Here is a 2825-nt window from a genome sequence, read left to right on the forward strand (position 1 = left end):
GTCCGCGGCGACCGCGGGCGGGCTGCTCCGGCTGCGGTGCGGCACCGGCCGGTGGAGCGACCGGCGTGGCCGCACCGGGCAGCGGGGGCGGCGGCGCCTCGTCCTCGGGGGTGGGCACGGACGCCCCCCGCTCGGACGACTTCGGCACCGAGGACCGCGGCGCGGACGACCCCGGAGGCGGGACCTCGGAGACCGGCAGCTCGTGGACCACCGCCTCGGGCGACTCCGGCCGGACGTCGTCGTGCTCGTGCGTGCGGCCGGCTGCATGCGCCCCTGGTGTCACCCGGGCAACGGTAGACAGCGCGGCTGGGCATCCCGGCGGGGCCGGTGGGGCAGAAGTGTCCGGCGTGTCGTCGTTCCCGTGGTGTCGGACACTCTGCGTGACCGGGGCGTCGCTGGCGCGCGTCGGAGGGCGGCCCTCGCGGACGACCGTGGGAGAGTGCAGGCCATGCGCATCGGCTCCCTCCGCCGTGGTCGGGCGCCCGAAGCGGCCCCCGGGGTGACCGGCACCGTGCGGCTGGACCGCCGCACCAAGAACCTCACCAAGCGGCTGCGCCCCGGTGACGTCGCGGTCATCGACCACGTCGACATCGACCGGGTCAGCGCCGACTCGCTGGTCGCCTGCCGGGTCGCGGCGGTGGTCAACGCCGCGCCGAGCACCTCCGGCCGCTACCCCAACCTCGGTCCCGAGATTCTCGTCGGCGCCGGGATCCCACTGGTCGACGGCGTCGGCAAGGACGTGCTCGCCGCGGTCAAGGAGGGGACGCCGGTCCGCGTCGACGGCAACCAGCTGCTGCTCGAGGACGGCACCGTGCTCGCCGAGGGCACCGAGCAGACCCCGGAGTCGGTCGCCGAGGCGATGGCCGACGCGCGCGCCGGGCTGGCGGTCCAGTTGGAGGCCTTCGCCACCAACACGATGGAGTACATGAAGCGCGAGCGCGCGCTGCTGCTCGACGGCGTCGGTGTCCCGGACGTGGCCACGCGGATCGAGGGCCGGCACGTGCTGGTCGTCGTCCGCGGCTACGACTACAAGGAGGACCTGCAGGCCCTGCGGTCCTACATCCGCGACTACCGGCCGGTGCTCATCGGCGTCGACGGCGGCGCCGACGCCCTCGTCGAGGCCGGCTACCGGCCGGACATGATCGTCGGCGACATGGACTCGGTGAGCGACGACGTCCTGAAGAGCGGCGCCGAGGTCGTCGTGCACGCCTACGCAGACGGCCGCGCCCCCGGCCTGGCCCGCGTGCAGGACCTCGGTGTCGACGCGATCACCTTCCCGGCCGCGGCCACCAGCGAGGACATCGCGATGCTGCTGGCCGACGAGAAGGGCGCCAAGCTCATCGTCGCCGTGGGTACCCACGCCACGCTGGTCGAGTTCCTCGACAAGGGCCGCGGCGGCATGGCCTCGACCTTCCTCACCCGGCTGCGGCTGGGTGGCAAGCTGGTCGACGCCAAGGGCGTGAGCCGGCTCTACCGCAGCCGCATCTCGACCCTCACGCTGGTCGTCCTCGTGCTCGCCGCCTTCGTGGCCATCGGGTCGGCCCTCGCGGTCTCGGCGGCCGGTCGCCTCTACCTCGACCTGCTGGCCGATCAATGGAACAGCTTCGTGTTCTGGCTGGAGAACCTCTTCACGTGATCGACTTCCGCTACCACCTGGTCTCGCTGATCGCCGTCTTCCTGGCCGTGGCGCTGGGCATCGTCATCGGCACCACGGCGCTGAACGCGCCGATCCTCGAGGACCTCGAGAGCCAGGTGACGGCGCTCGCCGAGGACAAGCGGGAGCTGGAGACCCAGACCCAGGAGCTGCAGGCCCAGTTGGAGACCGGCGACGCCTTCGAGGAGGCCGTCGCCCCCGCCCTGGTCGCCGGCAGCCTTCCCGACCGCAGCGTGGTACTCGTCGCCACCGGAGAGGACGTCCCGGCCGAGACCGTCGAGGAGGTCTCCACCCTGGTCGACCAGGCCGGCGGCACGGTGACCGGCACCATCCGGCTGCAGCCGGAGTTCAGCGACCCGGCCACCGCCGCCGAGCTGCAGAGCTACGTCACCGGGCCCGGCCTGCCCACCGGGGTCACGCTGCCCGAGATCGACGACACCGGTCAGCTGGTCGGCTCGCTGCTGGCCCAGGTGCTCATGGTCCCGGCCGCGCCCGGCGAGGCCGCGCCGGACACCGCCGCGCTCTCCTCCGTCCTCGCAGGTCTGCGGGCCCTCGACGTGCTGGACGTCGAGGGGACGTCGGTCACCCCGGCCGACCACGCGGTGGTCCTCACCGCCGGCGCCCCGGGGGACGACGCCGAGGAGCGCACCGATGCCCTCGTCGACCTGGTCCTGGCCCTGGACGCCGCCGGCTCGGGCGCCGTCGTCGCCGGCGACGCCGCATCGGCGCGGGAGACCGGGCTGGTCGGCGTCATCCGGGCCGACCCCGAGCTGTCCGCGGCGGTCTCGACCGTGGACAACCTCGACTCGGCGTCGGGGCGGATCAGCACGGTCCTCGCTCTCGGGAGGGAGAGCGAGGGCACCTCGGGTGCCTACGGCACGGGTGAGGACACCCAGCCGGTGCCGCCGGTCCCCACCTCGACCCCGTGACCCGCCGCTCGTCCCGGCGGCCGGACGGCGGTGCGCGACGCCGGCTGCTGCTGGTGCTCGGCGGTGCGGCCGGAGCCCAGCTCGGGCTGGCCGGTGCGGCGGCGCTCGACGCGCATCCGGCCGGCGCCCCCTGGCGGCGCACGAACTACGCCGGCCGTCCGGTCACCCTGCTCGGGGGGCCGGCTCTCGCGGCGGCGGCCACGGCCAGCGCCGTCGCCGGTGCCCCGGCGGGCACCCGCGCG

The 2825-nt window shown here is 74.8% G+C and carries 2 protein-coding genes and 2 pseudogenes; 3 read left to right on the top strand and 1 reads right to left on the bottom strand.

The genetic code is table 11. From position 1 onward, the window contains the following. Positions 1 to 283: pseudogene (locus tag E4P41_RS22910) on the bottom strand (hypothetical protein); the annotation flags it as partial. A gap of 165 nt (positions 284 to 448) precedes the next feature. Here E4P41_RS22910 and steA point away from each other — a divergent pair. The 3 genes and pseudogenes from steA to E4P41_RS21515 all read left to right on the top strand — a co-directional run. Continuing rightward, positions 449 to 1636: a putative cytokinetic ring protein SteA gene (steA, locus tag E4P41_RS21505; RefSeq protein WP_135143227.1), complete on the top strand. Its 1188-nt coding sequence runs from the start codon at positions 449 to 451 to the stop codon at positions 1634 to 1636. After that, positions 1633 to 2583: a copper transporter gene (locus tag E4P41_RS21510; RefSeq protein WP_135143228.1), complete on the top strand. Its 951-nt coding sequence runs from the start codon at positions 1633 to 1635 to the stop codon at positions 2581 to 2583. The genes steA and E4P41_RS21510 overlap by 4 nt, the downstream gene beginning before the upstream one ends. Continuing rightward, positions 2580 to 2825 (top strand): annotated as a pseudogene (locus E4P41_RS21515) (hypothetical protein); the annotation flags it as partial. The gene E4P41_RS21510 and the pseudogene E4P41_RS21515, both read left to right, overlap by 4 nt.

Source organism: Geodermatophilus sp. DF01-2 (assembly GCF_004571065.1).
In the GTDB taxonomy this organism is placed as follows: Bacteria; Actinomycetota; Actinomycetes; order Mycobacteriales; family Geodermatophilaceae; genus Geodermatophilus.

What these genes read in the sequence shown, in the direction of transcription:
- steA (WP_135143227.1), top strand. Translation starts at nt 449, where the DNA reads ATGCGCATCGGCTCCCTCCGCCGTGGTCGGGCGCCCGAAGCGGCCCCC.